Here is a 25672-nt window from a genome sequence, read left to right on the forward strand (position 1 = left end):
AACGAGTTAGCTTTTTTCATCGCATATTTCCACTCTAGCTTTCCATACTAACAAACACAAGGAGGTGAACAACATGCCAGTGAATCAACAACAAGGAAGCCGCTCTAACAACTTGGTAGTACCACAAGCTACAGCAGCTCTTCAACAAATGAAGTATGAAATTGCTCAAGAATTGGGCATTCCAATCGCACAAGACGGTTACTATGGAAACTACACATCCCGTGATATGGGTTCCATCGGTGGATATATTACAAAGCGTCTTGTTCAAATGGCTGAGCAACAATTGGCGGGCCGCACTCGCTAATAGCTGCAGTGCAGCTATGCCGCTGCATCGTCCATACTTAAGCAACCACAGCAGCTACGGCTTGCCCGGCCTCTCATTTGCGGCCACAACCGTGCCTGCGAGGTGAGCAAGCATACTTACTCACCAATGTTAAAGAAGCTCTCTTTCCTAGGATAGAGAGCTTCTTGGCTTATGTAATGCGGTTCAGGAAGCGCGCTTATATGTGTGAGTATCCTGCTTATCAAGCATATGTATTAAATTATAATTCGACTCGAACCATGTGCTGATATGCAGCGTATCCTGCTTAACAGCAAAGTCGAATACGATTTCACCGTGAGTCCATTGCTTCTTATGCTTCAGAGCATCGATCGCAGTCTGACGAAACGAGGCGACATGACGTAAGGTCAATCCCTGTCTAAGGGGCTTGATTACACCGTTGCTGCTCTCCAGCGCATCGTGCTTCACGCCGAACTTTCCCACCACATCATTGCGAATGCAGACAATGATTGTACCTCCAGTTAGTCCAATCAACTCAGATTCCAACTGTTCAAACACCAGGCTTAATTGCCTAGCCAAAGGCATTCCGTTAGTCTTCATCTCACAAATTCCCTCCTTTATAAAAATGGCTTCACCATCCCAAGAAATGGTTCTCAAGACTCATTATAAGGGATCTTTTTCCTATTTTCAACACATATATACATATTTAGATTTTTATTGATTTCAAACGACAATAGTATAATAAATGTTTGATTTTTTGCTAACATTTACATAGACCCTGTACAGAGGCGATGCTATAATGATGCTAGCATGCTATATTATGGATCTCTTGGGACATATAAAGGAGCGGTCATATGAATTGGTTCAATACGTTAAACTTTAAGCATAAGCTGTTAATTGGCTGCTATGGTATCGTGGGCTTGTTCGCATTGACTACGTTTGTACTGCTTACAAGTGGTGCTTCGCTCATACCAGGACTAATTACCCTCGTCATCCTTATAGGGATCAGCTATCCGTTCATTAACATGTTGGAGAAATCACTGACCGAACCTATTATGGAGATGTCCCGATCCGCATTGCAGATTGCGAAGGGAGATTTCTCCCAGACCGTTCAGGTGACGACGAGCGATGCCTTAGGAGAGCTCGGTCATTCCTTTAATTCGATGGTCATCAAGCTGCGTGAAATTTTACAGCAGACGACTGACATATCCCGTCACGTCTCTGATTCTGGACGAGATATGTATCATAAGAACCAGAACATGAAAATGGTAATGGAGCAGGTGGCTTCTTCGTCGAACGAGCTTGCCATTGGCGCTGCTGAAATATCCGAAGATATATCCGCTATGTCGGATTCTATCAAGCAAATCGAACATAAAGTCGAATCCTATACTCATTCCACCAAAGAAATGAACGAGCGCTCCGCCCTGACCTTGCAATTGGTGGATAAAGGCCGGACAGCCGTAGACACGCAAAGTGCAGGAATGCAGCGGAATATTGAAGCGACTGATCACGTGGCAACCGCAATTACGCAGTTGGCCCGCCAGACCGAAGGGATATCCAAAATCACCCGCACCATCTCGGAGATCGCCGAACAGACGAATTTATTGTCTTTGAACGCCTCCATTGAAGCGGCGCGTGCTGGCGAGCACGGCAGAGGCTTTGCCGTAGTTGCTCAAGAAGTGCGGAATCTTGCTGAAGAATCGACCGCTTCCACGAAGGAAGTGTTTACGCTTGTCAAAGGAATTGAACAAGGCATCAAGCAAGCGATAACGAATATTCATGTCAATGAAGAAGTTGTACATACACAGACAGAATTGATTCGGGAAACCGAACGCATTTTTAATGATATTGTAGAGAGCATCCAGTTCATTACGGAACAGATTGCAGCCTTTGCCCATGAAAGCGACAGCATGCTGGACGGAGCCAAGACGATTTCGAGCTCCATTGAGAATATTTCTGCGATTACGCAGCAGTCCGCCGCCGGAACCGAGCAGGTGTCCGCTTCCATGAATGAACAGATCTCCTCCGTGCAAGCGATGGTGGAGACTACCGAGGAACTGCAGCTTAAAGTAGTGCAGTTGCAGCGTACATTTCAAGTATTCAAATTGTAAAATGAATAGTTTACAACATAAAAACAGGCAGCCGCCAATGGCCGCCTGTTTTTATGTTACATTATTAATTTCGTTTCCGTTCAAAAAAAGAGCTGCAGATCATCAAGATCTGCAGCTTTTTGCCAGCTCACGGCGGTCATCCTATCATTTGCTCCTCAGGGCGAACGGAACGCTTGCGTTCTCTAATCAACCACAGCATGAAACCAGCTGTGCCTATAACCCCGCAGACGAAGCCGTATAAGTACATCGCCTGACCTCCATACGCTTCCTGCAACGCTCCCCCGCTCATTCCTCCAGCAATGCCGGCAAGTCCTAGGAACACCATGCCGAGCAGCGCTTGACCAGTAGCGGCCAATTGCTTCGGCAGAAGCTGTACGACGAACTCGATTGCAAGCACCCATAACGCCGCATACGTCACCGCATGCGCTCCTTGCAGCACGACAACTACCCATGGGTCTGTCACAAGGGCGTATAAGAGCCATCTTATCGCATATAGCGCGCTGACCAGCGTCAAGAGCGTCAGCATCCGGCTGCGCTGCATTAGCCTGGTCATGAGGGCAAAGCCGATAATTTCGCTAAATCCGGCCACCGCCCAGGCCCAAGATACCTGCATCGACGAGGCTCCCAAGTCATTCATATGAAGTGACAACAGGGCATCATTCATGCGGTGCGGCATCGCAATGACAAAGATAAGCGCCAGGAAGAGGAGCAGCGAAGGGACGGAGAGTGCCTTCTTCAGCACGGCTGCATTTACAGCGGTATCCGTATCCGCCGCTTCTTGCGGCGGTTCTTGCAGCAAGAACATGCTCAAGAGCAAGCCGCCCCATATCGGCAAGTACATCCAGAACAGCGCGTCGACGCCGCCCCACAAATCAAACATCTGCCCCATCACGATGGCGGTCAACGTGAATCCCACCGAGCCCCACATTCGAATCGAGCTGTAAGACTGCCCTAACGCTGTCGCCGACTTCACCGTCAGCGTATCAAGCAATGAAACAGCCGGCAGAAAGCAGATATACAGTGCAAGCAGACTGATTGCCGCCGTAATGCGGTCTGTCGACAGAAACAAGCAGGCAGCGGCAATTCCTTTTCCAATCCATAAACCGAGCAGGAGTGGTCGAATCGCTTTCATACGGTCGCTCACCAGCCCGGCGACGGGTTGGGCGAACACAGCCAGGAAAGGCCCCAGCATAAGCAACGTCCCCACTTCCAAAGATTGAAATCCCCGCTCCCGCAACAGCAGCGGCAAATAAGGGATGAGCAACGCATTGGTGGAATAGAACAAAGCATGAAACAGCTTTAATAAGCGATTCGATGTCACAATGATGTCTTTCCTTTCCAGGTAGCTCTAATTGTGCTCCTGCAGCCTATGAGGAAATGCCGCCGTGCTTCTAGCTTATTCCGTCATTTGCAAGAACAATTCAACATCCTTGAGCGTAACGTCAATTGCGGTTTGCCAGAAATCCGGCTTCGTCAAATCGACGCCAAGGTGCTTCTCAGCCAACTCTTCGACTGTCATGACACCTGTATCACGCAGCAGCGCATCGTATTTGGCAGCGAATGATTCGCCTTCCTGTAAAGCACGCGCATACAATCCAGTACTGAACAGATAACCGAACGTGTACGGATAGTTATAGAACGGAACATCAGTGAAGTAGAAATGCATTTTCGATGCCCAAAAATGCGGGTGCAGCGAATCTAGGGCACCGCAGAATGCTTCATTTTGCGCCTCTTCCATCAAGGAGCACAGCTGTTCGGAAGACAGAAGTCCTTCTTTGCGTTTTTCGAAGAAGCGCGTTTCGAACAAGAAGCGAGCATGTATATTCATGTAAAAAGCAATGGAGCGCTGAATCTTGTCTTCAAGCAAGGCCAACTTCTCTTGCTCGTCTTTCGCCTGCTTCACAGCAGAATCCGATACGATCATTTCTGCAAAAGTCGATGCGGTCTCTGCGACGTTCATTGCATACTGCTGCGCAAACGCTGGCAATCCGTCCATCACGTATTGATGATAGCCATGACCCAGTTCATGCGCCAGCGTAGAAACATTGGAAGGCGTACCTGCATATGTCATGAAAATACGTGTCTGATTAACGACCGGAAGCGAGGTGCAGAATCCACCTGGACGCTTGCCAGGACGGTCTTCCGCTTCAATCCAACGGTTCTCGAACGCCTGCACGGCGAACTCCGACATGCGCGGGCTGAATTTACCGAACTGCTCGACGATAGTATTCGCGCCCTCGTCATACGATATGGTCGCTTGCGTCCCGCCAAGCGGCGCTTCCACATCGCACCACGTCAACTTTTCTACGCCCAGCAGCTTCGCTTTGCGCTCCAAATAGGCTACGAACTTCGGCTTATTGCGGACAATCGTATTCCACATAGCGTCCAGCGTCGCTTCTGACATGCGATTCATCGCAAGCGGCTCTTTCAAGACGCTATCCCATCCGCGATGCTCATACAGCTTCAAGCGGAAGCCGGCGATACGGTTCAACGCATCTGCGCAGAAGTCTGCCTTCTCACTCCATGCTTCTTCCCATAGCTTGAACATTTCTTCTCTGATTTCGCGGTTAGGATGCGACAGCTTGTTGTGTGCTTGACCCGCGGAAAGCTGTACCTTTTTGCCGTCTTCTTCATAATCGATGCGGAAATGCGAAATGACCGTGTTGTACATTTCCGACCAGCCGTGATAGCCGTCTGTAGCCAGATCGCCGACGAGCGCTTCTTTTTCGGGGGACATCTTCTCCCGGGCCCATTCGCGGCGCTCATTCAAGTTGAAGGCGATGCCCTCGTTGTCAGGAAGCTTCACAAAAGCAGCCCACACTTCGTCCGGCATGCTGCGCAGCAGTTCATCATACAGCGTATCGACTGTAAGCAGCTGCGCGCCCAGTGTTTGAATGCGGCCAGACAATTGAATCGCTTTCTTGTCTTTAATGTTTTGCGCTGTAAGGCAGCCAACATAAGCTCCAGCTTCATGGAGGCGCTTATTTACATCTTGCAGTTGTCCAGTAATATGTACGAGTTCCTTCGTGTCCTCCAACGTTTGCGGAGCAGACATTTCCTTAAGCTTGCCAGTCAGTGCCGCGATATCCTGTTCTGCGGCTGCAAGCGATTGCTGCAATGCTTCGGACTCAGCGCCCCCGGAGAAAATGACATCCAAGTCCCACGTTTGGCTTAAAGGTTGTTTCATGCCATACACACCTTTCTGCGAATATTATTGGTAACGGAAGGCATATGAGGTTGTTCAAAAGCTCTTTTTGAACACGCACTGTTTGAGTTTTGCACCTTGACCGTGTATAACTAAACTATACCAAAATTAAACTTACTCGCACAGGGAGGATTATAGCGCATGAGACCTTTGCAAATCTCAGCGGATACCGCGTTGAAGTTATCGAAAGCGCTCGGCGTCCCCATGGAGCAGCTTATGCATATGCCGCAGCATATTTTATTGAAGAAGCTTGCCGAGTTGGCCCAAGCCGAAGCTGAGTCTTCTGCTGCCGATGATCATGCTTCGACGGAGAATCCGAAATGATACCATTAGAAAATACGCTGCCTTACGATCACATCATGGGAGATATTTATATTTCAAGCTGCCCCTTCTGTCATAAAGATAATGTCTTGCTCCCATTGAAACCGCAAGAACTGCCGGATATTCGCGACGGCAAGAAACGGCTGCTCGTATTTCCATGCTGCCGGAACCGTATCGTCATCGTAGATGTGGATAGCGATTACTTGTTGGCTGACCGCCAGATTCGTTAAACATGAAGTTTGATGAACTACACCCCTTATCGTAGACATTGGTAAAGCACCTTGGTGTAACAAGCCAACTGGAATGTGATAAGGGGATTTTTCTATACCTTTTTTCAAAAATGAAAGGTGATTAATATGAAAAAGAAAATTTTCACCATTTTATTTATTTTTTGTACCTTTCTGCTCCTGTTCGGATGCTCAGGCAATACGAAGTTTATGGGGAAGACGGAAAATTGGGAAGTTACAATCATTCAACGAGGAAATTTGGAGCAGCTTCAATATGAAGTCAAGTATTTAGGAAATGAGCAATCGATTACAGATTTTAGTTATCAATTCGAAAGCAAGACCCTGCATTCATCGGGCACCATGGGAGAACCTGCCCCAACCCCATTTAAACTCATCTCGAATACCCGAGTGATAGGTCAAAGAAAAATAGAGGAACCTATTAAATTAACAATAAACTGGAACGGCAAGCAGGAGACGGGGGAATTAAAGTTATATTAGCCGAACCAATAATCTTCCATAATTGACTGTATTCGATGTTATTCATCTGACGGCACATCTCTCTTCACAGATATAAAGCAGGGATAAAGGCTTGTACGTCCACTTAGTCTCAATCTCCATTGGATTTCGTACAGTGAAATAGTGACATATCCCTCTGTACGGCAGGTTCCATTGGAATTCATCCAGTGTTTTGGCACTCTTTCAACAGCAACCGCTGAAACAAGCCAGATCCATTGGATAAAATGCAGTCCAAGCGCCTTATAGCCCCGCAATCGCCACATCCTGCTGTATGTTTTCCAATGGATCTTACTCCTGAGCTCGACAACAATAAGCAAGCTGGCTCCCTAATAATTTCAGGAACCAGCTTGCCAGTTGAACATTATTGTGTGAATCCCCCGCCGATGCTAACGACAGGCGGCGTATTCCCTTCCTCCGCCATCTGCTCCCGAATGGCGGCCCACTGCTCGCGTGCCGCGCGAATCATCGCCGCATCCATTATGCGCTTGTCGTGAATAATCCGGCCGAAGCACTTTGCAGCTTCATTCAGATCACCCAGCCGGCGGTACAACTCACCGATAATATAGATGAGGCGGGCATCGTTCTGGTCACGCCATTCATGCTCGAATACACTAATATACGAATCCAGGGCAAAACGCAGATAGCGCAGCTCGTTCTTCGTATCGTTCCGATAGCGATACAGCCATGCAATGTGATGCAGCAGACCGGCAACGACGCGCTTGCTTTCTCCGATCGTCTGGGCGGTCAGCAAGGCGAGCTTATAAGTTTCCAACGCTTGTTCCCATGTACGCTCGCCTGCGTATTCCCGCGATTTCCATTGGGAAGCTACAACTTCTTCAAAATCTTTCCGATGGGTAGGAAGCCATTGCTTCAGTGAATTCTCTGTCGAGGCGCAGCCGCATTCTGGACAGACTCGCACGACGTAAAAGTCGGGATTCACTTTATCCTCACCGAAATGCGGACAAAAATCACTGTCGATATGAATCGGCTTTTTAAAACGCGACCTTACGCGTGACGATTGGAATGTGTTCTTGCAATATGGACATTCGACTTGTAATAGGTAAAGTGGTTCAACCTCCATTAAAGTGTCCCTTCCTTCTTGCTGATTAATATGTAAGTGATGAGGGAACTTTACCACATTATCGGAACTTATGCTGTGAACTAATTGGTGTTAATGAAATGATAAGCAGGTCCCGACAAGCGTTCCAACACCATGTCTCGCAGCGCAGGCTCCAAGCCGATCTCTATCAACGCCTCACGCATGCACCCTAACCACGCATCTGCACGTTCGCGGGTAATCGGGAACGGCATGTGACGCGCCCGCATCATCGGATGTCCGTATTCATCGGAAAAGAGTGACGGTCCCCCGAAAAATTGTGTCAGGAACATGAACTGCTTCTCCATGACGGGCATAATATCTTCCGGAAACAGCGGACCGATTAGAGGATCAGCTTGCACGTTCGGATAAAATGCCTCTACTATTCGTCGAACAGTCGCTTCCCCCCCGATCGCTTCATATATCGTCTGTTTATATCTTTCCATACGCACTCCTGTCTTTTGGCATAAGAAGGGATAACACTTCGGACTCCCCTCCTTCAGCCCTATAATAATTAGTAGTCTCTGCTCATCACTTTATTATAAAAGCACTACGTTTTCAATTCATTTACGCTAATGCTCACCGCCACAAGGGTATAATTGCACAAAAAAACGCTGAATAGTGATCAGCGCCGTGACGTAATTGAATTATCTTTCCCAATCCTCTTCCTGCGGTCCCATTAACGACTCTCGAATGACATAGACGAAAGCGCAAACAAGGATGCCAGCGATTATACTCATCCTCATCACCCCTAACGAACTTCTACGCGTTTCATCGTTCTTTATATTTATTTTATCACAATGGTACCCAAAAATATACGTCCTTCTGCAAGCGTTTACTTTACATTTTGATTACAAAATCAGACTGTAGATACTTCAGCAGCTGCTTGGTGTGGCATGTTTGCCTTTATGTCATCATATGTTTGAATGGAGTATTCGTGCAGGCCCCGTGAAAGGAGAGTGCCCATGAAACGCAGGACAAGCCGTTCTTATTTGGCACCACTGCTTATCGCAGGTGTATGTGGCCTATTTCTTATCCTAATGGCAGCGCATCCCTCTACTGTCTTGGACGCAGCCACACGTGGCCTATCCATTTGGTGGGACGTGCTGTTTCCTTCACTATTGCCTTTTTTTATTATTTCCGAAGCGCTGCTAGGCTTTGGCATTGTGCACTTTATCGGGACGCTGCTTGATCCCGTCATGCGCCCTTTGTTCCGCATCCCCGGCATCGGGGGCTTCGTAGTCGCGATGGGCTATGCTTCCGGATACCCGGTAGGTGCCAAGCTGACGACACGGCTGCGCATACAAAATTTAATTACACGCGAAGAAGGCGAGCGACTCGTTGCATTCACAACCTCGTCCGATCCGATCTTTCTCATTGGGGCTGTGGCGGTCAGCTTCTTCGGAAATGCTGGCCTCGCCTTAACACTAGCACTCGCCCATTATGGCTCTGGGCTTCTCGTCGGAATTGTGATGCGATTCTACGCACCGCATGCACCACTTACCCCAATGGACAACACTTCTCCTGCAAAAGGGGTTGGTAATATCAAGGGAACTTTCATTTTCCGGAGAGCTTTTCATGCCATGCATGAAGCAAGGAAGCAGGATGGCAGACCGTTAGGAACCCTGCTCAAAGAAGCAGTCGATTCCTCACTTAAGCTGATGATCGTTGTCGGTGGACTTGTCGTCTTCTTTTCCGTTGTCATGGATTTGCTCGCCGTCATTGGAATTATGCCATTCTGGGAACATCTGCTTCAGCTCCTGCTGCAAACCTTTCACTTATCTCCGGATCTGGCTCCCGCTTTCACGGGAGGTTTATTTGAAGTCACCTTAGGTGCAAAGAGCGCAGGCGCAGCCGTCTCTGCCGGAACCCATGCACAGGTGGTGGCAGCCGCTTGGGTGCTGTCTTGGGCCGGACTATCGGTCCATGCTCAAATCGCGAGTATAATGAACCAAAGCGATTTAAGGTATATGCCATTTCTGTTCGCCAGGCTTGTCCATAGTGTGGGGGCTGCTGTGGCCGCGTATTGGTTATATCCGCTCCTCATGCGATTGGAACCGCAGCTCTCCACCTGGCTTCCATATCAAGGGCACTCGGCTGCATGGATGTCTCCTTGGGAGACCGCTTGGAGTTCAATGAGAGTCGGTCTTGTGCTGGCAGCGCTCTTCTTCATCTTGATGTGTCTTATCTCCTTCTTGATCGAGACGATGCGCTTGAATCGCAGATAACTTCCATCGCTATCGTCACTTTACCCGAAATGGCGATTGTATTCCTCATGCGGAACGTATAATATGGAGTTGATGTGTTCTATAACACGGTTATACATTACATTACCGCATAACAAAGGAGTCAGCGCCTTGAAATACGCAGTATTAAACCGAGGAGACGACATCTCTGTCTCTTTGACCGAGACGTTTCACCGTTTAGCTAACGGCCAAGGTCTCATTTGTGATGATGAGGAGCCTGAGATTGTTCTATCGATCGGCGGTGACGGAACGATGCTCCAAGCCTTTCACCGCTATGTTGGACAACTTGATCGAATCGCATTCGTCGGCATTCATACCGGTCATCTTGGCTTCTACGCTGATTGGAAGCCGAATGAAATCGAACTGCTCGTTCAGTTGATGGCCGAGAACCGTTCGAAGGACCAGATTTATCCGCGTATCGTCAAGTATCCGCTCATTGAGCTGCAATTGGATGGCGAAGATACCGGCAAGAGAACATACATTGCCTTAAATGAATTTACATTGAAGGGCGTCGAGAACACGCTCGTCGCTCAAATCGATATTAATGACGAACTATTTGAGATGTTCCGCGGAGATGGGATATGCGTATCCACCCCGTCCGGCAGCACGGCCTATAACAAGAGCCTTGGCGGGGCTATGGTGCACCCCTCCATCCCGTCCATTCAGCTTGCCGAGATAGCATCCATCAACAACCGCGTGTTCCGCACACTCGGATCGTCGCTTATTTTGCCTAAGCATCACCATTTCGACATTCATCCACGCAAGAAGCAGAAGCTGTTGTTGACGGTCGATCATGTGAACATCCCAATTGATCACTTTCGCTCGATTCGCTGCCGGGTTGCTGATCAGACCGTTACATTCATTCGCTACCGGCCGTTTCCGTTCTGGAATCGCGTGCGCGAGGCGTTTCTCGGCTATGATGAGCACGGACACTACAATGTATAATTTGCATACGAAAAAAGGTGCGACCTTATCAAAGGACGCACCTTTTTTTTGCAAGCTGAAGCTGTACCCGCTTCAGATGTAGGGCATTCTAATTCATTGAAAACAAGCCTTATCCAAATTTCCGCTCGGCAAGGCTTGTTGATGAATGGGTTATGAACGAACTTCCTTCGCTTCACGCGGCTCTTTCGACTCCGCTGAGCTGCGCTGTTGTGCGTGCGCATTCGGCGCTGCAGAGCCCTTACCGCTATGCTTGTGGCGATTGCGATGCTGACGCGGTTTGCGCTCCGACGAGGCTGGTTTTGGAGTCTGCTCGGCTGAAGTTTCGTTGGCGGCCGTCTTCGGCTGCAATGATATGCCTTGCTTCGCTTGCGGCGCCGCTTCTTCACCGGTATCTTCCAATGCAGCTGCGCCTTCCTGCTCCGCTTCATCCCCTTGGTCAGTACCCGAACGCAAGCGCGCATCTTTGTTGCTGACCTTCTCAAGAATGAAGTAAGCACAGCCGAAGTTGCAATATTCATTAATATAATCCATCATGCTGGATACGCCCGATTCTTTAGTGGACTTCGGATGATTGTCCCTAAAGAAGCCTTTTAAGCGAAGCTGACTGTAACCCCAATCGCCCAGTATGTAATCATACCGTTCCAACACTTCGCTATACCGGCTTCGGAACGCCTCCGGATTCCATGCATCTTTGTGTTCTTGAATTACTTCGTACGTTCTGCCTCCAACTTGAATCACGTCCGTGATTCCCCCTTCCCCGTCGATGACAGGCTCAAGCACGAACGGATGAGCGCGCTGCCTCTTGACCCCGGGTCCACATGCCGCGGCTTGCGATATGCCTAGGCTTGGGATAAAGCCATCGTCTGATGAGCAGATTTCACTTGTTCATGCGCATGGTAGGAGCTGCGTACAAGCGGTCCTGATTCGACATGGCTGAATCCGCGCTTCAATCCTTCGTCCTTCAACTCTGCAAATTGCTCCGGACGATAATATTTTTCAACATTCAAATGTTTCTTAGTCGGCTGCAAATATTGTCCAATCGTCAAAATATTACAATCTACGGCACGCAAATCGTCCATCGTCTGCAATATTTCATCCCACTCTTCACCAACACCAAGCATAATGCTTGATTTTGTTGGAATTTGCGGCTGCATCGCCTTCGCTTGCTTCAGCAATTCTAGAGTGCGCTCGTACTTCGCCTTGGCCCGCACACGATCTGACATCCGTTCTACTGTTTCCACATTGTGGTTCAAAATATCTGGTTTGGCGTCCATCACGATACGGAGCGCATCCCAATTTCCCATGAAGTCGGGGATAAGCACTTCTACACTGCACAATGGCATCCGGCGGCGAACCGCGCGAATCGTCTCCGCAAAGATAGAAGCTCCTCCGTCTTGCAGATCATCTCTGGCGACGGAAGTAACGACGCAATGCCGTAAGCCCATGCGTTCAGCGGCTTCAGCCACACGTTCTGGCTCTTGCAAGTCCAATTCAGTCGGCATACCAGTATTCACTGCACAGAAGCGACAAGCACGCGTACAAATATCACCCAAAATCATGAACGTTGCCGTGCGATTAGCCCAGCACTCGTATATGTTCGGACAACGCGCCTCCTCACATACCGTATGCAGCGTCTTGGAGCGCATCATATCTTTAATCTCGGTGTAATTCTCTCCCGTGGTCAGTTTGATGCGTATCCAGTCTGGTTTCTGCTCTATCGTTTTCATGAAGTGTACCCTTCCTTCTCTGTTCGCTTAACCTTGACCTAATTCAGTATTATACCATGAACCCTCAAAAATCCATACCTGCGTGTCCATCGCCTTGGATAAAAAGGCTATCAACGCACATTCTAACATTAAATCATTCCTTTCGGATATGGAAGAAGGAGGAAAATGTCGTATGAGACAAGTTGCATCTGTATTGCTTGCAAGTCTTGCCTTATCGATTTGCTTTAGCTCACCGCTTGGCGCATCGCCAGCGCATTCCTTGGGCCGTAACGAAATGTCGGTGCGCACCTTTGCAGATGAGTTGCCTGCAACAGCCGATTCAGGTGGCGAGGTATGGAGGGAACGACGAGACTTATATGAAAAAATGAGCGTGGTCACCGGTATACCCTGGTATCGTCTGGCGGCTATCGATCAATACGAACGAACATTGACGAAGGCCAATCAAAAAAAACGAGAGCATCCAAAACGGTTAACCGGCGTTTTCGTCGAGCCCCCGAAATGGGTAGGCCTCATGAACCCGGATATTGAAGATCAAAATCCGAAATCGATCTCATTGTTCAAAGGGGTTGGGCGCGACGGTTCAGGAGATGAACGTGCCGATGCTAACAACGATACCGACCTGCTGTACAGTGTCGCTTCATTAATTGGGTCTTACGGGCCGCACGAGGACGACTTCGGCAGGGGTTTATGGAATTATTATTCCAATCCCAGAGCAGTGCAGCGGGTGAAACAATTCGCACGCATCTATGAACATTTTGACCAACTGCAGCTGTTCGAACACGCTTTCCCGCTGCCAGTAAAGTCCACCTATTCATACCGCAGCACTTGGGGCATGGGACGGCATTACGGCGGATTCAGAATTCACGAAGGCACCGATATATTTGCTGGTTATGGAGTGCCCGTGCGCAGCACCTGCTACGGCATTGTTGAGGTGAAAGGCTGGAACCGTTACGGCGGTTGGCGAATTGGAATCCGCGATTTGAACAACCTGTATCACTACTACGCCCACCTATCCGGCTATGAGAAGAATATTAAAATCGGTGATATTGTCACTCCAGGGCAAACGATCGGGTGGGTCGGAAGCTCAGGGTATGGCAAGCCGGGGACATCAGGCAAGTTCCCGCCGCATTTGCATTATGGCGTCTACCGAGATCGGGGGCTGGTGGAATACGCGTTCGATCCGTACCCGCTGCTGCATCAATGGGAGCAAGCGGACAAGCGAAAGCTGAAACAGCCGAAAAAAGTGAAGCAAGATTCTACTGCTAAACCTGCAAAAGAGATAAAAAAGTAGTGCCGCATGCAGCCATAAATGCGCTGGCGCACGAGAATTGAAACGAAAGAAGCGGCCTCTGGGCTGCTTCCTTCACTTTACTCGTGTCCCTGTCCTTGCACAGGCACAGATGGCTCTGTATTTGCCTCAACTGGCTGTGAAGGCTCTGTATGCGTCTCTGTCTGTGAAGGAACGCTGACGCCGTCCTGAGGCACAGATGTGCCTATCGCCCCCCCTGGCGAGGACTGCATCGGCAATGACAGCGCAGGCGCCTTCTCACGGTTAGTGCCAACCGGTTGTCCTTTGCCGTCATAATAATACATCGGCACATCGCCTACGACGAGCAGATAGGAAATCGGGATTTCCGTCTCCACCACCTCAGGCTCCAAATCGAATGGAATGACAATCGCCACTTCCTCCACTACTTTTATATAGACTTCAATGATTACCATATTGATGCCGACGTCCATAGGACGGGTATTAAGCTCGACCTTCGCTGCTCCTTGCGGCTCCATCCGCACCGGAATGCGCGGCCCGAACGATGCGATCAGCGGACTGCCCAACGCTTGACCGACCGGAATATGATCCTTGAGCTCATTCGCTTGATTCAGCGTCGACTGAACGACATCGACCGTATCAGCCGTAATTCGCATTTGCTCATTGTAGTTTAAGGCGACACTGGTCACCTTGCCGCGTGAATCCGTCTTCCATTCGATTAATTTATTGAGCTCTCTGCCCCGCATCACCTGCTCGGTTATCGCTTTGTTAATCGCCTGCGTCGCAATTTGCTTCACCCGTATTTTCGCAAGATGCATTAACGGCCCCCGTACATTTTTATCCACATAGACGAACATTTGCACCGACAGCAGCACAAATATTACGAGCGCAATAAAGAATAGCCTCCGCTTGCGGCGCGGCTTAGCCGGCCGATTTTGCCACTGCAGCGCGGTGTTCGCGTTTCCGCTTCCCAACGGGCGGACACCTTTGCGCCAGCCTGTTGAACGCCATCCGGAAGCGCGCCTTTTGCTGAACGATATTTGGGGCAGCTGCCATCTGCGCGTACGAAATCCCGAGCGCCATCCTGGCCGCCATCTGCTCAAATCATATCCCCCCCCTTCTGGCTCGGCTTGAAATGAGCAGTCTGTACGTTCCCAGTGTATGCGGACAGCCACAAAAAAAGAAGAACGGTCCTGTCCATGGACCGTGAGCTTGTCGGGGAACCCAAACTATCTTGACATAACAGCTGGCAGCTACGTATACTTGCTAACGTATAACTATAAATTTCTAATGAGGTGGAAAGGAAATGATGATTTTATCAACTGTTCTAAAACGGAATTTGGCTTAGCACGGGAGAGATCTGCCCATTTTTCATCTAAGCCAACCGAAGAACAGTAGATAAAGAACCATATTCCTTTCTTACAAGATAGCTTTGTAATGGGTAAGGTGTGCGTTCACCTTACCCATTTTTTGTTTATTTTGAATGTTACAAATTGAATACGATCTTTAAGATGCTGTTCTCTCGGTTGGCTTTGAACGTGAAGCGAAAAGGAGAGAATAAAATGAGTATATTAACTGTTGAACAAGTTACCCATATGTACGGCGATAAAAAAATATTTCAAGATATCAGTTTTCGATTGCTTCCAGGAGAGCACGCCGGACTCGTCGGAAGCAACGGAGCTGGCAAATCGACACTGCTGCGCATTTTGACTGGAGAACTGCTGCCTGATGCAGGGACGATGGAATGGCATCCTCATGTTAACATTGGCTTTTTGCAGCAGCACATTGATTTGAAGCCGGGTACTACCATTATGCAATATTTGCGAAGCGCCTTTGCTCATCTGTATGAGATAGAACAAAGCATGCTGCAAATCGCAGAGAAAATGGCTGAAGCGGATGATGAACTCGAACGATGGCTGGCACAGTATGGTGAGCTGCAAAATAAACTGGAGCATTCTGATTTTTATCAGATTGATGCGAAAATAGAAGAAATTGCTGCCGGATTGGGCATTTTAGAGCTAGGCAAAGACCGCGATGTGGAGAAGCTTAGCGGAGGCCAGCGTACGAAGCTGTTATTAGGTAAGCTGCTATTAGAAGAGCCGCATGTGCTGTTGCTTGATGAACCGACAAACTTTTTGGACGACTCGCACATTGATTGGCTTATCGGATATTTAAAAAGCTACGAACATGCTTACCTTGTTGTGTCGCATGACGAACGATTTTTAAATGAAATTACAACTGTGATCTACCATTTAGAGCATCTAACGCTCAAGCGGTATACAGGGAATTATGAAGCATTTCTCAGCAGCTACGAACAAAGCAAACAACAGATTCAAGCTGGATATGAAAGGCAGCAAAGAGAAATTGACAGGCTGGAAAGCTTTATACAAAAAAATCGAAATCGGAAAGCTAAGCAAGCGAAAAGCCGTGAAAAGGTGCTCGAGAAAATAAACCGCATCGATAGACCGACATCTGGGCCACAGCCTCGTTTCATGTTTCAAGTAAACACCGATCCCGTGAACCGGATTATAGAGGCAAAAAATATACAGATTGGCTATTCAGAGCCACTGTTCGGACCGATTGATTTACTAATCAAACGCGGTGAAAAAATTGCGATCGTTGGCTATAACGGAATCGGAAAATCCACAATGCTCAAAACATTATTAGGGCATCTGCAGCCGATAAGCGGCACTGTGCAATTAGGCGAACGAGTACAAGCAGCTTACTTTGCACAAGAGGATTTCGCTTCAACCCTCACAGCGCTCGAACAATTATGGTCATACCGGCCTGATTTGACGCAAAAAGAGATTCGGCAAACATTAGCAATGTCTGGCCTCACAGACAAGCATATACGGCAGCCGCTAAGCTCATTAAGCGGCGGAGAGCAGAGTAAGGTTCGTTTATGTGAGCTGATGCTGACAGCAAGCAATGTGCTTGTATTGGATGAGCCGACGAATCATCTGGATGTTCGTGCCAAGGATGCGCTTAAAGAGGCACTCAAAAAATATAAAGGCACAATTCTGCTTGTTTCTCACGAGCCGGACTTTTACGAAGACTGGGTAACACAGATCTGGCAAGTGCAAGGTTGGTGCAATAATTAATAAAAGGTATCAATGGAGTGATTTCACTCTGTTGATACCTTTTTCTTTTCGTTTTTTAATGGCGATAGATTGTTTTATGTAAAATATCTGTTATAAATTTCGTTTTTGCATGGACATATTTATCAATATCATAGCGATAAACTTGCGCCAGTTGTAATTTTAACGATTGATAATCATTGCGGGCAGCTTCATTGGCGCGAAGATAATCACGCAATGCAATATGTTCCAAGTATCCTTTTCCGTCTTTTGGACATACGTAAAGGTGGTATTTCATATACCCGTCGTCAAATGTTCTTTGGAAGGCTTCCCGGCCCTCCACTCCCAAGCTTCCTTGATGTTCAAATCCTTCCTTGGCTAAACGATCAATAATTTCAGGCAACACGCTGTAGCTCTCAATGACTACGTCTATATCAATAATCGGCTTAGCCGCTAATCCTTCTATAGAGGTGCTGCCAACATGCTCTATTTTCAAAATGAAATCACCGATGTAACCGGTAATCATTTCTTTAATGTTATTAAATTGTTCTTTCCATTCCGCATCGTAAGGAACAACCTCGATATCTCTAGTTCGTTCTGCCATTATCAACATACTCTCCCTTCCTATATTCCTTTGAAAAAAGAGGTATCGATGGAGCGAAAAAACGGGAGCAAGAGCATTCGTTCCCACTCCTGTCCCCGTCTTCGTTATCATAAAAAGCCCGTTTCATGCTGGGGGGGCTAAACGTATTATACTAAGGCCAGTGTCGGTTTGCGCACAGTATTTTGCCGCATGAGGCACTTATTTAGAATAATGACGCTGACGCATCGCTTCGTACAGCAGCACGGTCGTCGCCATCGCGACGTTCAGCGATTCGGCTTGACCGCGCATCGGTATGATGATGGTGTCATCCACCAACGCCTGCACCGCGTCAGATACGCCTTGACCTTCATTCCCCACGATGATCCAGGTGGCAGCGCAATAATTGTAGCTATAGCACGAATGCGACGCCTGCAGACTTGTGCTCACAAGCCGCGCCCCGCAGGCTTTCGCTTCCGGCAGCAGTGCCGTTAAATTCCCTTCCACAACTGGCAGATGAAATAACGATCCCATAGTAGAACGCACGGTCTTAGCATTGTATAGATCGACCGTTCCTTTACCTATGACCACGCCGTCCGCCCCGACCGCATCAGCCGTTCGTATAATCGTTCCCAAGTTGCCGGGATCCTGCACTCCATCGACGACTACGACAAGCGCAGACTTGGCGCCAAGCAAAGCTTGCAGCCCATCTGCCTCCCGTTTCTGCACCACGGCAAAAACAGGCTGGGGCGTATCTGTATCACAGCATTTGCGAATAATGGCGTCCGTAGCCGCAATCCATTCCACGTTAACAGGGGCAGCACTGTCGTCTTGAGCCTTGCCTAAGGCAGCATTATAAATATTGCTGGGCCCATATGTGATCAATTCTTGCGGAATGCCGGCTTCCAAATCGTAGACTACCGTCTCGACGTTGGCGTCAGAACGAAGTGCTTCAAGCACGAGATGGATTCCCTCTACGATGAACCGGTCTTCCTTATTTCGATGCTTGCGCTCTTTCAACTGAGCCCATTGCTTCACTCTTATATTTTGCAGCGATGTAATTGTCTGTTCTCTCATGATTCGGAATATGCCAACTCCAGATTGTGCAAATGATCGTTAAGGCCAACAATGACCAATATATCGCCCTCTTTGATGCGATCCTCCGCATAAGGAGAAATATTTGTCTTACCATTATTTTTAATCGCCATCACGTTACAGCCGTATTTGGCGCGAATGTCCAATTCCTTCAAGTTCTTGCCAACCATGAGCGAAGATGCGCGCACTTCAATGATACTGTGGTCATCCGACAGCTCGATGTAATCCAAAATATTAGGAGAAATCAGATTATGCGCTACCCGTGTCCCCATGTCTCGTTCCGGGAACACTACCTTATCGGCTCCAATTTTGCTTAACACTTTACCATGCAGCTCATTTTGCGCTTTCGCCACTATTTTCGGCACGCCGAGATCCTTCAATATTAATGTCGTTAAAATACTGGCTTGAATATCCTGTCCGATGGCCACTACGACAACGTCAAAATTACGGACACCTAACGCTTTAAGCGCTTCCTCATCTGTACAATCTGCGGATACGGCATGCGTCACCATATTTACGACTTCTTGTATTTTCTGTTCGCTCGAATCGATTGCAAGCACTTCAAAGCCCATCTTGCTTAAGCTTTGCGCAATGCTGGAACCGAATCGCCCCATACCAATAATTGCAAATTGTTTTTTTGCAGCCATAGACTCACCTTCCCCATATACCGACACTTATCAATGCAATTATTATACCATGCTCATCCCGTTTGTTGAAATTTGTCTGTCTGACAATCGATGCATGAGGACGAAAACCTTAGGGAACGTTATACGCGAAGCCGCAAGGTAACCTTCTGTATGTAGTGTAACCGTGTCTTGCGTACATCTTGTGCGACTCACGCCCCCATTTTTTGAGAAAAAGGATAAAACAGGACTTCGGCTATATGTATACGAACAGACCGGCGAACATGCGGAACGTGAAGGAAGGAGGAATACCCAATGGCCGTCACCCTTAATTTGCGTCAAGCCATCGTCCAAAAAGTAACGAATAAGCCAGATGCGGACATTATCGAAATGATCGAGGGCTCTATCGATTATGACGAACGTGCGCTTCCTGGACTTGGCGTATTGTTCGAAATGATCTGGAAAGAAAGCGACAATACAATGCGTCAACAACTTGTCGATACGTTGCAGCATAAGCTGCACGAAGGACAAGGCCCACAATAACCTATACTTTTTTCTTGTTTACCGCAGACTCATGAACCTCAGACACGGAAAAGGATCGGCTCGTGCCAGCCGGCGCCTATTCCGTGTCTTTTTCCGTTGTTTAACGAGTTATCAAGCTATTATTTTTATTTTTATCGTAGATGTCTTTACTTTGACGCAGCGTCAAGCGGTACAATGATGGCAAAAGGAGTTGAATGCATGAAAATCCAAGAAGCAGCGGCGGCGTTGGGCATGACGACAAGGGCGCTGCGTTTTTATGAACAGAAGGGGCTGCTGTCCCCTATGAAGCAAGAAGATAATGGCTATCGCGTGTTTCGAGAAGCAGACATCGACCGATTGCGTACTATCAGTGCATTGCGCGAACTCAATTTGTCCTTGGAGCACATTCGTTGTTGTATCGATGAGGCAGAAGCCGGTCAAATGGAGGCATTACGTCCTTATTTAACAGAGAAGCGTCAAGTACTTGCTTTACAATATACGGAGCTGAAGCGCTTGCTTGGTCTACTGGATAATTTACTCGATATGGATCATAACCAAAAAGGAGAGGTTGTTGTGAAAAAACTGCATCATATTGGCGAACAATCACGCCGCTATCAGAAGCTGCGCAGCGATTGGACCGATCGCTGGAATTTCGATGCGCAGGCTACTCAATACGATAACGCCGTGTACGTGAATACAGACCCGCTCAGAGTACATGCCGATTACGAACAGATCTTGGATCGCGTATGCCAAGAAGCCGCTCCGAAGCCGGGAGAGCGCGGGCTGGAAGTAGGTATAGGGACAGGCAACTTAGCGGGGCGCTGCCTGCTCCTTGAAGCAGAGATGACAGGGGTGGATCAATCTGCAGCGATGCTGGAGCGCTGTCAGGAGAAATGGCCATCCATCCGGCTCCTTCAAGGCAATATGATGGCCTTGCCGCTTGCAGACGAGAAGTTCGATTTTATCGTGACAAGCTATGCGCTCCATCACTTGACAGATGAACAGAAAGAAATCGCCCTTGAAGAGATGGGACGACTGCTAGATTCAGAGGGGCGTCTCGTTGTTGCCGATCTAATGTTCATTGATCAAGCGCACCGGGCAGCATTTATTGCTGATCTGGAAGCAAAGGGAGATACGTGTTCCGTTGAAGCGATTCACGACGAGTTTTTTGCGGATCGCTCCCGCTTAATCTCATGGTTGGAGCAGCGCTACGAGGTAACCGCCGCTCAGCTCAATCACTTGATGCATTTGCTTGTTGTGCGAAAAAAGAAAGGAGTGTGAACGATGGCATCGCAGCGAGCACCGGACCATATTGCCGTTCCCGATCATGTCTCCATCTATGAGCATCAAGCAGCTCAATATGATCGTCTCATCGAGTGCGAAGACGATAAGCTGGAATTGAGGCACGCGCTCAGTAAGCTTCTGCAATCGGAAGCATATGGCCGCGTTGCAGAGCTTGGAGCGGGCACAGGACGCTTGACACGCCTCGTGCTGCAATATGCTCCTCGGTTAGCGGAATACACCGCCTGTGACGCCTCTGCTTCCATGTTGCGACAATTGGAAGCGAATGTGCGACGTGATGTGAAGGATGGACATTATAACAGCGTGCGGGCCAATATGGTGCGTACCGTGACGGCACCGCATCATCGTCTCCCTCTAGCTGCTGGTTCGGTCGACTTAGTGCTAGCTGGCTGGACCATATGCTACGCCTGCAGCGAGGAGCACGAGCATCAGAACAATATGCTGCCGTCCATCATGGAAGAGGCCCGTCGCATTCTGCGGCCGGGTGGGCGCATAGTCATCTGGGAAACGCTCGGCACCGGTGTCGACGCCCCCGCAGTTCTCCCCGCATTACGCGGCTATATCGAAGCTATGGAGGAACGATATCATTTTCGTCATACCATCCTACAAACTGACTTTCGCTTTCCGAATCTCCATGAGGCTGAATCGCTCTCAGATTGGTTCTTCGGCAAAGAAGTGCTTCGTATGCTCCGGCAAGAAGCTGATGGAACTGTCTTGCTGCCATCCTTCACAGGCATGTGGATTCAAGAATGAGAAACAGACCCGCTGATATAACAGCGGGTCTTGCTTCACTTCTAGTATTGCAGTTCTCCGTTTATGGCGCGGTCTCCGAAAATGTCACATCCGGCATTTTGTCCATTGCCGTGCGCATCGCATATTCATTCTCGAACAGCGCGACATAATTTCCATTCTTATCTGTCACCAATTGCGAGTTAATACGGAACTTCGACGGATCGAGCGATGCCCCTGCCACCCAACGCGCAAATTGATACGTCAGACGCAGAAGCTGCACTTCAACGCCGTACTCCGCTTTCATGCGGTATTCGAACACCTCGAACTGGAGCTGACCGACGACGCCCAGAATCGTCTCGTCGAATACGCCCGTCGCATGGAACACTTGAATGGTTCCTTCTTCCGTCAGTTGGTCTACACCTTTTTGATACTGTTTATGCTTCAAAGCATTTTTAACTGTAACCCGTGCAAAAATCTCCGGAGAAAACGTCGGCATTTCGTCGAACGTCACTTCCGAACCTTGGCTCAGACTGTCTCCGATGCGGAAGATGCCCGGGTCGAACAAGCCGATGATATCTCCCGGGAACGCTTCCTGAACAATATCCCGGTCTTGAGCCAGAAATTGCTGCGGCTGCGCCAGTTTGATCTCTTTGCCCGCGCGCACGTGCTTCACACTCATGCCGCGTTCGAATTTGCCCGAACAAATACGCAAAAAAGCAATACGGTCACGGTGTGCCGGATTCATATTCGCTTGAATTTTGAAAATATAGCCTGTAAATTTCTCATCGGTCGGATCAACCGGCCCTTCCGTCGATTGACGGATTTCCGGCTTCGGCGCCAATTGCAGGAAGTTCTCCAGAAATGTCTGTACGCCGAAGTTATTGATCGCACTGCCGAAAAAGACCGGAGTCAATTCGCCACGCTTCACTTTCTCGTAATCGAATTCATCGCCCGCCACATCGAGCAGCTCGAGCTCTTCGCACAATTGATCATGCAAATAATCGCCCGCCATTTCCCGAATGACCGGATCGCGGTAATCCTCGACTTTTTCTACTTTGATGACAGAGTGGTCGTCCCCTTGGAACTGCTCCACCTGCTTCTTCATCCGATCATAGACGCCACACAGCTCGCGCCCCATACCGATCGGCCAGTTCATCGGAACCGAACGAATGCCGAGCACCTGCTCGATTTCTTCCATCAGCTCGAACGGATTCCGTCCTTCCCGATCCAGCTTGTTAATAAACGTAAAGATCGGGATGCCTCGCTTCGCGCACACTTGGAACAGCTTAATCGTTTGCGCCTCGACCCCTTTGGCCACGTCAATAAGCATGACGGCGCTGTCCGCAGCTGTAAGCGTACGGTATGTGTCTTCACTGAAGTCTTGGTGACCCGGCGTATCGAGAATGTTGATCCGGTGTCCGTTGAAATCGAACTGCATTACCGAAGAAGTAACGGAAATTCCCCGCTGCTTCTCGATTTCCATCCAGTCGCTCGTCGCGTGCTTGTTCGCTTTACGAGCTTTTACCGTTCCTGCCAGGCGAATAGCGCCCCCAAACAGCAACAGCTTCTCTGTCAGCGTGGTCTTACCTGCGTCAGGGTGGGAAATGATCGCAAAAGTGCGGCGTTTCTCCACTTCTTGCTTTAATTGTTCTGATAACGATTTGCTCATATTTTTAGCCCTCTCATCACAAAATCACGTATCTGTTATTGTATCACAAAACAGGTAAGCCCATAAATGGGGAAAGCGAACAACATGAGCGATAACCTATAAATATTTTATTTCTGCACTATTTTGTTTCGGCAGACCGGTATAGAGATATTTTAGAGCTGATACCGCAAAAATATATTCAAACATTATTTTGAATGTTATAATGATTAAAAAATAGACTAGATAGCGGGTGAGCATATATGCATACATTTCAGTCAAATCCAATAATTGATGTGGTCATTATCGGTGCAGGGCAAGCAGGACTTGCTTTAGGCGCGCAGTTGAGCTTGCTCCAGCCCAGACTATCCACCCTCCTGTTAGAACGCCACCAGCGAGTTGGCGACAATTGGCGCGAACGATACGATTCGCTCGTATTGTTCACACCGAGAAAATATAGCGAACTGCCCGGGCTGTCCATGGCAGGAGATCCAGATGGGTTTCCTGCGGGTGATGAAGTCGCAGACTATCTGGAGCATTATGCCAAGCATTGGCAGTTGTCTGTGAGGACCGGAAGCCAAGTCGAACGAGTCGAGCACGATCCGGCTCTTGCCGCTGCCTCTTCAGCTAGCGGCGCAACATTCCATGTATACCTGCATGGACAAGACGAGCCTATTCGCTGCAGACGACTTGTGCTCGCAACCGGGCCGTTCCGTACGCCTTATATTCCAGATTGGGCTCAATCGTTGCATGACAACGTCATGCAGCTCCATTCCAGCCAATATAAGCGTCCATCACAGCTGCCGTCAGGTCCGGTGCTCGTCGTGGGCGGCGGTAACTCCGGCGCACACATTGCGGTGGAGCTGTCCAAGTCTCACCCGACCTCCCTTGCCTTACGTGGAACTATCCGCCAGCTCCCGCTCCATATCCTTAACCGAAGCACCTTCGAATGGATGGATAAGCTGACTTTGCTCCATGCGCAAGCGGACGGGAGACGCGCTCGTTGGCTCAGACGCAAGGGAGACCCTATATTCGGGTATGCGTTGCGGGAAGCTATTCGCTCAGACCAGCTTCAGCTCAAGCCGGAAGCCGTCGGCATTAATGAACAAGGCACTGCCGTCCTGTTCAAGGATCGGTCGAGCTGCAAGCCTGCCACCGTCATCTGGGCCACCGGCTTCCGCAATGACAACCGTTGGCTGCAGATCCCTTCCTTGTTCGACGAACATGGCCAGCTTATGTACACTGGGCATCGCACCCCCGTGAACGGGCTGTACGTCATCGGCATGCCATGGCAGCATGCGCGCAGCTCTGCGCTGCTGTGCGGTGCGGGCCCGGACGCCAAGCGGCTCGCCACAGAGCTCTCTGCAAGCGACAGAGTGCTCTAATTGAGCCCGATAGCAGAGCTTGCGGTTGCCCCTTGCCACATGAAGTCGGGTCGCCGGTCTGGCAGCTTCCTTGGATCGAAAGTACTGTTCGCTCGCCGCTAATGAGCCTAAACCAGAATTTCCATCCATAGCATTGCTTATGAACAGCAGTGTTTATAATTACACGAAGTGTGCCGTACGTGCCGGGGGAACGATCAATCTGACGGGGATTTGCTTCATAGGCCTCTTTGCTTTGTTCTCCCAATCCATCAGGTCACGGCATAACCAGAGATGTCTCTAGTTTCATTCCCATCGTAATTGGCCACTTCTTGACTAATATCTTTACGGAACGGCACTGGAACCTTATCTTCGACGTTATCCATCCATTCTGACTTTACGGGAGAATGAGGCTAAGGGACATTGTACCTATGATGCCCATCTACATGTTCTCCTTTGCAAGCAAAGGAAGGCCTTGTACCCCCTTTGCTTCGTTCTCCCTCTCCATCAGAACGCGGCATGCCCATAAGACGTCTCTGATTCAATACCATTGTAATTAGCTGTTATCTACATAGAACTTCATGTAATACCTTATACCTCTATCCAGCCGGACTGTATGGGGGAATGGAGGCAAGGGACATTACACGTATAACTACATGCTCTTTCTTCTGACTGAATGGGAGATTGAAGCTAAGGAGCATTACCCGCATGACCAACTATATATTTTCTTTTCTGATCGAATGGGAGATTGAAGCTAAGGAGCATTACCCGCATGACCAACTATATATTTTCTT

General features: G+C 48.8%; 25 protein-coding genes. 13 read left to right on the top strand and 12 right to left on the bottom strand.

The genetic code is table 11. The features are described from left to right. The first annotated feature begins 73 nt into the window (after positions 1-73). Positions 74-304, top strand: coding sequence for an alpha/beta-type small acid-soluble spore protein (locus LQV63_RS19580; protein WP_019423805.1), 231 nt, complete (start codon positions 74-76; stop codon positions 302-304). A gap of 183 nt (positions 305-487) precedes the next feature. Here LQV63_RS19580 and LQV63_RS19585 read toward each other — a convergent pair whose 3' ends face one another. Further along, entirely contained in the window at positions 488-880 is a 393-nt protein-coding gene (locus LQV63_RS19585; protein WP_019423806.1) for a hypothetical protein, read from the bottom strand. Between the two features lie 254 nt (positions 881-1134). Between LQV63_RS19585 and LQV63_RS19590 the strand changes: the two genes are divergently transcribed. Then, a complete protein-coding gene (locus tag LQV63_RS19590) occupies positions 1135-2391 on the top strand; it encodes a methyl-accepting chemotaxis protein (protein WP_233697990.1) in 1257 nt (418 codons plus the stop codon). Between the two features lie 136 nt (positions 2392-2527). Here LQV63_RS19590 and LQV63_RS19595 read toward each other — a convergent pair whose 3' ends face one another. Both LQV63_RS19595 and LQV63_RS19600 read right to left on the bottom strand, forming a co-directional pair. Beyond that, on the bottom strand, positions 2528-3712 hold the full coding sequence (locus LQV63_RS19595) for an MFS transporter (RefSeq protein WP_233697991.1): 1185 nt from the start codon (positions 3710-3712) through the stop codon (positions 2528-2530). Between the two features lie 75 nt (positions 3713-3787). Further along, positions 3788-5578, bottom strand: a complete 1791-nt coding sequence (locus LQV63_RS19600) for a M3 family oligoendopeptidase (protein WP_019423809.1) — start codon at positions 5576-5578, stop codon at positions 3788-3790. Positions 5579-5737: 159 nt separating this feature from the next. On the opposite strand from LQV63_RS19600, the gene LQV63_RS19605 reads away from it, so the two are divergent. The 3 genes from LQV63_RS19605 to LQV63_RS19615 all read left to right on the top strand — a co-directional run bounded on the left by LQV63_RS19605 (position 5738) and on the right by LQV63_RS19615 (position 6642). After that, positions 5738-5920 carry a YycC family protein gene (locus LQV63_RS19605; RefSeq protein ID WP_233697992.1) on the top strand — a complete coding sequence of 61 codons (183 nt, stop codon included), beginning with the start codon at positions 5738-5740 and terminating at the stop codon, positions 5918-5920. Then, on the top strand, positions 5917-6147 hold the full coding sequence (locus LQV63_RS19610) for a hypothetical protein (protein WP_019423811.1): 231 nt from the start codon (positions 5917-5919) through the stop codon (positions 6145-6147). Before LQV63_RS19605 ends, LQV63_RS19610 begins: the two co-directional genes overlap by 4 nt. 126 nt (positions 6148-6273) lie before the next feature. After that, a complete protein-coding gene (locus tag LQV63_RS19615) occupies positions 6274-6642 on the top strand; it encodes a hypothetical protein (protein WP_233697993.1) in 369 nt (122 codons plus the stop codon). Positions 6643-7021: 379 nt separating this feature from the next. Here LQV63_RS19615 and LQV63_RS19620 read toward each other — a convergent pair whose 3' ends face one another. Then, on the bottom strand, positions 7022-7741 hold the full coding sequence (locus tag LQV63_RS19620; protein WP_019423814.1) for a DUF2225 domain-containing protein: 720 nt from the start codon (positions 7739-7741) through the stop codon (positions 7022-7024). A gap of 80 nt (positions 7742-7821) precedes the next feature. Further along, positions 7822-8202, bottom strand: a complete 381-nt coding sequence (locus tag LQV63_RS19625; RefSeq protein ID WP_019423815.1) for a globin domain-containing protein — start codon at positions 8200-8202, stop codon at positions 7822-7824. 519 nt (positions 8203-8721) lie between these two features. On the opposite strand from LQV63_RS19625, the gene ylbJ reads away from it, so the two are divergent. Both ylbJ and LQV63_RS19635 read left to right on the top strand, forming a co-directional pair. Continuing rightward, a complete protein-coding gene (ylbJ, locus tag LQV63_RS19630) occupies positions 8722-9984 on the top strand; it encodes a sporulation integral membrane protein YlbJ (protein WP_233697994.1) in 1263 nt (420 codons plus the stop codon). Positions 9985-10113: 129 nt separating this feature from the next. After that, positions 10114-10947, top strand: coding sequence for an NAD kinase (locus tag LQV63_RS19635; protein ID WP_019423817.1), 834 nt, complete (start codon positions 10114-10116; stop codon positions 10945-10947). 150 nt (positions 10948-11097) lie between these two features. Here LQV63_RS19635 and LQV63_RS19640 read toward each other — a convergent pair whose 3' ends face one another. Both LQV63_RS19640 and lipA read right to left on the bottom strand, forming a co-directional pair. After that, entirely contained in the window at positions 11098-11685 is a 588-nt protein-coding gene (locus LQV63_RS19640) for a YutD family protein (protein ID WP_233697995.1), read from the bottom strand. Positions 11686-11786: 101 nt separating this feature from the next. After that, the gene (lipA, locus tag LQV63_RS19645; RefSeq protein WP_019423819.1) at positions 11787-12674 is read right to left on the bottom strand and encodes a lipoyl synthase; all 888 of its coding nucleotides are present in this window, start codon (positions 12672-12674) and stop codon (positions 11787-11789) included. A gap of 172 nt (positions 12675-12846) precedes the next feature. Between lipA and LQV63_RS19650 the strand changes: the two genes are divergently transcribed. After that, positions 12847-13965: a M23 family metallopeptidase gene (locus LQV63_RS19650; RefSeq protein WP_233697996.1), complete on the top strand. Its 1119-nt coding sequence runs from the start codon at positions 12847-12849 to the stop codon at positions 13963-13965. 77 nt (positions 13966-14042) lie between these two features. On the opposite strand, the gene yunB is transcribed toward LQV63_RS19650, so the two are convergent. Then, positions 14043-15044, bottom strand: coding sequence for a sporulation protein YunB (yunB, locus tag LQV63_RS19655; protein WP_019423821.1), 1002 nt, complete (start codon positions 15042-15044; stop codon positions 14043-14045). 459 nt (positions 15045-15503) lie between these two features. On the opposite strand from yunB, the gene LQV63_RS19660 reads away from it, so the two are divergent. Next, positions 15504-17042, top strand: coding sequence for an ABC-F family ATP-binding cassette domain-containing protein (locus tag LQV63_RS19660; protein ID WP_019423823.1), 1539 nt, complete (start codon positions 15504-15506; stop codon positions 17040-17042). Positions 17043-17097: 55 nt separating this feature from the next. On the opposite strand, the gene LQV63_RS19665 is transcribed toward LQV63_RS19660, so the two are convergent. From LQV63_RS19665 to LQV63_RS19675, 3 genes are all read right to left on the bottom strand, one after another. Further along, entirely contained in the window at positions 17098-17622 is a 525-nt protein-coding gene (locus tag LQV63_RS19665) for a GrpB family protein (RefSeq protein ID WP_233697997.1), read from the bottom strand. A gap of 198 nt (positions 17623-17820) precedes the next feature. Then, positions 17821-18675 (bottom strand): TrmH family RNA methyltransferase, encoded by an 855-nt coding sequence (locus tag LQV63_RS19670; RefSeq protein WP_233697998.1) that lies wholly within the window; start codon positions 18673-18675, stop codon positions 17821-17823. Further along, positions 18672-19340 carry a potassium channel family protein gene (locus tag LQV63_RS19675; protein ID WP_019423826.1) on the bottom strand — a complete coding sequence of 223 codons (669 nt, stop codon included), beginning with the start codon at positions 19338-19340 and terminating at the stop codon, positions 18672-18674. The genes LQV63_RS19670 and LQV63_RS19675 overlap by 4 nt, the downstream gene beginning before the upstream one ends. Before the next feature lie 291 nt (positions 19341-19631). Here LQV63_RS19675 and sspI point away from each other — a divergent pair, with 291 nt between their 5' ends. The 3 genes from sspI to LQV63_RS19690 all read left to right on the top strand — a co-directional run bounded on the left by sspI (position 19632) and on the right by LQV63_RS19690 (position 21893). Continuing rightward, a complete protein-coding gene (gene sspI / locus LQV63_RS19680; protein ID WP_019423827.1) occupies positions 19632-19859 on the top strand; it encodes a small acid-soluble spore protein SspI in 228 nt (75 codons plus the stop codon). A gap of 198 nt (positions 19860-20057) precedes the next feature. Further along, on the top strand, positions 20058-21119 hold the full coding sequence (locus tag LQV63_RS19685; RefSeq protein ID WP_233697999.1) for a MerR family transcriptional regulator: 1062 nt from the start codon (positions 20058-20060) through the stop codon (positions 21117-21119). Between the two features lie 3 nt (positions 21120-21122). Beyond that, positions 21123-21893 (top strand): class I SAM-dependent methyltransferase, encoded by a 771-nt coding sequence (locus LQV63_RS19690; RefSeq protein WP_233698000.1) that lies wholly within the window; start codon positions 21123-21125, stop codon positions 21891-21893. Positions 21894-21954: 61 nt separating this feature from the next. Here the strand turns inward: LQV63_RS19690 and LQV63_RS19695 are convergent, their stop codons facing one another. Then, a complete protein-coding gene (locus LQV63_RS19695) occupies positions 21955-23541 on the bottom strand; it encodes a peptide chain release factor 3 (RefSeq protein WP_019423830.1) in 1587 nt (528 codons plus the stop codon). Between the two features lie 239 nt (positions 23542-23780). On the opposite strand from LQV63_RS19695, the gene LQV63_RS19700 reads away from it, so the two are divergent. Next, positions 23781-24902, top strand: a complete 1122-nt coding sequence (locus LQV63_RS19700) for a flavin-containing monooxygenase (protein WP_233698001.1) — start codon at positions 23781-23783, stop codon at positions 24900-24902. The last annotated feature ends 770 nt before the right edge of the window (positions 24903-25672 follow it).

The organism is Paenibacillus profundus, assembly GCF_021369635.1.
Lineage (GTDB): Bacteria > Bacillota > Bacilli > Paenibacillales > Paenibacillaceae > Paenibacillus_B > Paenibacillus_B profundus.